The sequence below is a fragment of the Moorena sp. SIO2C4 genome (genome assembly GCF_010672485.1).
GTDB lineage: Bacteria > Cyanobacteriota > Cyanobacteriia > Cyanobacteriales > Coleofasciculaceae > Moorena > Moorena producens.
This window is the reverse complement of record NZ_JAAHGN010000545.1, coordinates 1-4,960: the sequence shown is the minus strand read 5'-3', so window position 1 is coordinate 4,960 and position 4,960 is coordinate 1. Positions and strand designations below refer to the sequence as shown.

Genomic DNA, 4,960 nt, shown 5'->3' with positions numbered 1-4,960 from the left:
GGAATTTGAAGTTTCTGTGAACCATGGTTTACAGGACAATGGTTTCCCAAAGCATCTCAACACCATGTCCATGGTAGCGCCGCCAGTTTCTGCCCTGGCTCCTATATCTGTTGAACCCAGCCAGTCCCAGTCTCAGGCTCAGTCTCAATCCCGGTCTCAATGTGGCGGTGTTACCTGTAATCGATGTATGAGACGACTGTGTAGCCAGTTTCAGTCAATTCATCTCGGCAAGAGGGTCTATCAGTGTAACCCACCGGAAACACTGTCTGTGGATTCCCCTACTGTCTTTGTGGCGACTATCCCACAAGGACGGGCTTGGATTGCCCCCCAAAGCAGTTACTGGAAGATTTGTCATAGCATCGCCATCATTACTCCAGATGATTATTTGCTATCTGACGTCTCTCGAAATTACCCATGGTATTTACCTGGATGTGAGAATTACGACCCCAGAAAGCATCTAATATTTAGTCTGGAGCAGATGCCGCCTTTAGAGTACATAGATGGCACAGTAGCGGTTCTATCGGGATTGTCGGGACATGGCTACTACCACTGGATGTTTGATGTCCTGCCTAGAATTGAAATCCTGCGCCGCAGTGGGATAGATTTCCCTAAGATTGATTGGTTTTTGATCAACACGCCACAGCAACCCTTTCAACAAGAAACCCTCAATTGGTTAGGCATTCCTGCTAACAAAATTATCTCCAGCGATCGCTACCCCCATATTCAAGCCCAGGAGTTAGTCTTACCCTCCTTTCCTGGACATTTTGATTGGGTACCGAAGGGTACTATTAACTTTCTCAGACAGAGGTTTTTACCGCAAACTCTGGAATTAAGATACCCAGAGCGGATCTACATCACTAGAGCTCAAGCCAGACATCGACAAGTTCTCAACGAAACTGAGGTCAAGGAGCTGCTATCCCAATTTGGTTTTATTACCATTGCCCTAGAAAGCCTGTCTGTGAGGGAACAAGTTGCTTTATTTGCTTCTGTCAAAGCAATTGTTGCTCCCCATGGCGCTGGTTTGAGCAATACTGTATTTTGTCGCCCTGGTACTCAAATCATAGAACTAGTGTCACCGAATTATGTGAGAACAGATTACTGGATGATTAGCCAACAGCTGGGACTGAAACATTACTATTTAAAAGGAGAAAACTTTGACTGTCAACCTATTCGTAAACTCATGTATACCAGCTCACTAACAGAAGATATCTTAGTTAACTTAGATTACCTTTATTCAGTAATTCAAATTACTGGTCTAAATCAGCTATGCTCAAGGGTGCATAACCAATAAGGAGGCAAATGATGCCATGGATTCAGTAAAAATATTTGGGCTCTACCAAACTTGCTGTGTAACAATATTAGGGAATAATTGCTATAAATAATCCTTATTGGGCGGGACTTTGAGTTTTTAATAGAATGTTTTTTGAGAAATAACCAGTCCCATCAGACCTAGTGGTCAATAAGCGCGGTTTTATACACACTATGTTCGGTATAACCACTAACTATTTGATAATAAAAAAAACTAATCTTGTTTGTGGCTAAAAATTCTGTAATAAATTATAGTTGATAGGTGGTAATATCAACTAGGATAAAGAAGGAGTTATAGTAGATGTCTTCTATTGTTGCTGACCCAGATCTTGAAGTTATCCCAACTAATGAAGATGGCTTCGTGATTTTAGGACCAGACGATAAACCAGTATTTGTTGATGGGAGCGATGGTCTAGATGTTATTCAGACTGGTGACGGAACCGATGAAGTTAGTGGTGGTGACGGGGATGATGTGCTCTTGGGGCAAGCAGGGGATGACCAAATCACTGGCGATGAAGGGGATGATGTGGTGCTGGGTGGAGAAGGAAATGATAACCTGATCATAGGACCAGGCACTGATGTGGCGATCGGAGGTCCTGGACATGATACATTTACCTTCGAGTTCTTTGACAATCAACCGGATATTATTACTGAGTTTAACTCTGGAGAAGATCGGATCGTGATTCCTGGGGTTGATGACCAGACTAACGTGACTTACGACTCGATCACTGGTGAGCTAAAAGTCGATGGGGAAACCATTGCTCAATTGAGTTCAGGTTTGGATGTTGAAATTAATAAAACTGACGATGGTTTTGAGATACTCTAGTAGGTCAGTTATCAGCAATCAGTAAGCAGCAATCAGTAAGCAGCAATCAGTAAGCAGCAATCAGTAAGCAGCAATCAGTAAGCAGCAATCAGTAAGCAGCAATCAGCTATCAGCAATCAGGTTATGCTTTACATCATAGGCTAGAACCCTGTGCCACGATACTTGAGTGGCCATTGGCCAACGGCTGACCACTGACCACTGACCGCTGACCGCTGACCGCTGACCGCTGACCACTGACCACTGACCACTGACCGCTGAATGCTTGATTTGAGTTGTGAACATGTTTTATGAAGGAAAGGCAACAGGCAAAAGTTAATCAAGTAGCGCTGCATCGCTGTTTCCTGCTCCCTGTTCCCTGTTCCGCTGTTCCCTCTCATCATGTACAATTACTTAACTGAAGCAATTGCCGCTTGTGAGCAAGCGTTGGAAAGTCCATCCCCAAATCGAGCTGATTTTGCCTCGACTTGCCGAGTTTTAGGCAATATCTTGCAAGGGATGGGTCGGTTTGATGACGCAATTTTCTGGCACTCTAGAGTGTTCGATGACAAACCGAATTTAGTGCAAGTCTATGCTAAAATAGGGAGTTTATACACTAGTCAACAACAGTGGCAAGCAGCGATCGCATCCTACTACCATGCTCTTAGCCTCCAGCCAGATTTCCCTGAGGCTTACTGGAGTTTGGCAGAAATCTATTCTCAGCTGGGGAACAAAGACGAGGAAATTGAGTGTTGGTATCAGACTCTGAGGCTGAAACCCCAATCAGCAAAGGCTCAGGGACATTATAAACTAGGGAAAGCGTTCCTGGCTCAGGGTAAACCGGATCGAGCCATTGCTTGCTTCCAAAATGCGATTGAGCGTGACTCCAGCCTATGGGTAGCTTACTACGAGTTAGGAGACTGTTTGATAGCCCAGGGGAAGTGGGATAATGCGATCGCATGTTATCGTAAGTTACTCGACCTTGACCCAAATCAAGCTAAGGGGCACTATAAAATTGCTGGGATTTGGCTCAAACAAGGAATGGTGGACACAGCGATTGCAGCGTTTCGCCGCTCGATTGAGGTTGATCCAAATTTCCCTGGAGCTTATCGGGAACTGATCCAACTGTTGATTCAACAGCAGAAGTGGGATGAAGCCATTGTCTCATGCCGTGCAGTAATTGCGACAGTGGGTGACTATCCCTGGACTTATGTTCAACTCGGGGATGCTTTGGTAAAAAAAGGTGAATTGACCGAAGCCTACACCTGTTATCAAAAAGCTGCTCAATTGCGGGGTTGGCATCAGTGTGCTCAGAAGGATTATCGATTCACCGAGGATAGGTTTACCTTTAAAATTCCGGTCTGGGAAGAACACTTGCAGCCCCTAGCTGGTGTGGCTGATGCTCAGTGTCTGGAAATTGGGAGTTTTCAAGGTAATTCCGCTTGCTGGTTACTTGATAAAATCCTGACTAACTCCTCAGCTCGATTAACCTGTGTTTCGCCATACTTTCAGGAAGAGTTTGCTGCCAATATCGCTAAAACTGAAGCAGCCGAAAAGGTGACTAGGTTAGAGGGAAAACCTGAGCAGTTGCTTAATTCCCTTGATAGCAATTGCTATGATTTAGCTAACATTCGCGACAGGCGTCACAAAGCTACCATTGCTGAGCAAAATGCTTTACTTTGTTGGAAGCTGCTCAAGGTTGGGGGGCTGATGATCGTTAATAACTATGGATGGAGCAATCCGGCTAAACCACAAGAAGCGCCTAAAATTGGGATTAATAGGTTTCTAGATTCAGTTAAGGGTCAGTTTGAGATTCTGCATCAGGCTCGTCTACTGATTGTTAAAAAAATAGCTTCTTAACGGTAACGATGTCAAGGGATATCAAGCAATCTTCGGGTCATGATCACGACTCTGTTGACCAAACCCAGAGCCAGCTCAAGGTGGTGAAAATTCAATCAAAGTTGGCTAAAGACCATGCTAATCGGGGTAGTCTGTATGCTCAACAGCAACAGTGGCCGGAAGCGATCGCATGTTACGAAAAAGCGATCGCTATTGACCCCAAATTTGCTGGAGCTTACCGTAACTTAGCTCGGGTCTTCGCTAAGACAGGTCAAGAGGCAGAAGCTACGGAGTGTTGGTATCAAGCCCTAACCCTAGAGCCGAATTGGGCTAAACCAGAGGAGCATGTTAAGTTGGGCAACAGGCTGTGGTCTCTAGGCAAACCAGACCAAGCCATCACCTGTTATCGACAAGCGCTTCAGTTAAAGCCCAATTTACTCCAAGTTTACTATCGTTTGGGGGAGATACTCAAATCCCAGGGCAAGATGGAAGATGCGATCGCACTTTATCAACAGGCGGTCGAGAATAATCCTCGAAATCACCAAGCCATGAACTACTATCGACAATTGGTCGATAGTAATCCCAACTCTAGCGCTAAATATTATCATCAGTTGGGTCAACTCCTCAGAGGGCAAAGTCGATTCAAAGAAGCCATTGAGTCTTATCAAAAAGCGATTGAGCTTGACCCCTGTTTTAAGCGAGCTTATGTAGACCTACAGTACACCTGGATTGAATCAGAGCAGTTAGAGCAACTTATCACTTTTTATCGACAGTGCATCGAACGGGAACCAGATTTTCCTCTAGCTTGGGGGAATTTAGGGGATGTGCTAACCGAGCAAGGGCAACTTGAAGAAGCGATTAGTTGTTACCAAACTAGCGCTTATACAAACGCAGTTGCATCCAATCCCAACCTGGCCGAGGTTGACTGGAAACCTAAAAAAGAGCATGGTCCAGACTTCGTTATTATTGGAGCGGCCAGATCTGGTACATCTTCATTATATATGTATCTGA

Annotated in this window: 5 protein-coding genes; 4 read left to right on the top strand and 1 reads right to left on the bottom strand. The window is 44.8% G+C overall.

Annotation, left to right across the window (positions count from 1 at the left end):
• Together F6K20_RS24040 and F6K20_RS24035 are read left to right on the top strand one after the other, a co-directional pair.
• Positions 1–1,291, top strand: a 1,291-nt coding sequence (locus F6K20_RS24040; protein ID WP_287296299.1) for a glycosyltransferase family 61 protein, incomplete at its 5' end; no start/stop codon positions are given.
• A gap of 318 nt (positions 1,292–1,609) precedes the next feature.
• Positions 1,610–2,134: a calcium-binding protein gene (locus tag F6K20_RS24035; protein ID WP_008186780.1), complete on the top strand. Its 525-nt coding sequence runs from the start codon at positions 1,610–1,612 to the stop codon at positions 2,132–2,134.
• 102 nt (positions 2,135–2,236) lie between these two features.
• On the opposite strand, the gene F6K20_RS24030 is transcribed toward F6K20_RS24035, so the two are convergent.
• Complete coding sequence (locus F6K20_RS24030) at positions 2,237–2,416, bottom strand: hypothetical protein (protein WP_008186782.1); 180 nt, start codon at positions 2,414–2,416, stop codon at positions 2,237–2,239.
• Between the two features lie 96 nt (positions 2,417–2,512).
• Between F6K20_RS24030 and F6K20_RS24025 the strand changes: the two genes are divergently transcribed.
• Entirely contained in the window at positions 2,513–3,970 is a 1,458-nt protein-coding gene (locus tag F6K20_RS24025) for a tetratricopeptide repeat protein (RefSeq protein WP_008186784.1), read from the top strand.
• An 8-nt stretch (positions 3,971–3,978) separates the two neighbouring features.
• Positions 3,979–4,960, top strand: a 982-nt coding sequence (locus F6K20_RS24020) for a tetratricopeptide repeat protein (protein WP_287296297.1), incomplete at its 3' end; no start/stop codon positions are given.

Coding starts and splice junctions, on each gene's coding strand:
- F6K20_RS24035 (WP_008186780.1), top strand. CDS start 1,610: ATGTCTTCTATTGTTGCTGACCCAGATCTTGAAGTTATCCCAACTAAT.
- F6K20_RS24030 (WP_008186782.1), bottom strand. CDS start 2,416: ATGTTCACAACTCAAATCAAGCATTCAGCGGTCAGTGGTCAGTGGTCA.
- F6K20_RS24025 (WP_008186784.1), top strand. CDS start 2,513: ATGTACAATTACTTAACTGAAGCAATTGCCGCTTGTGAGCAAGCGTTG.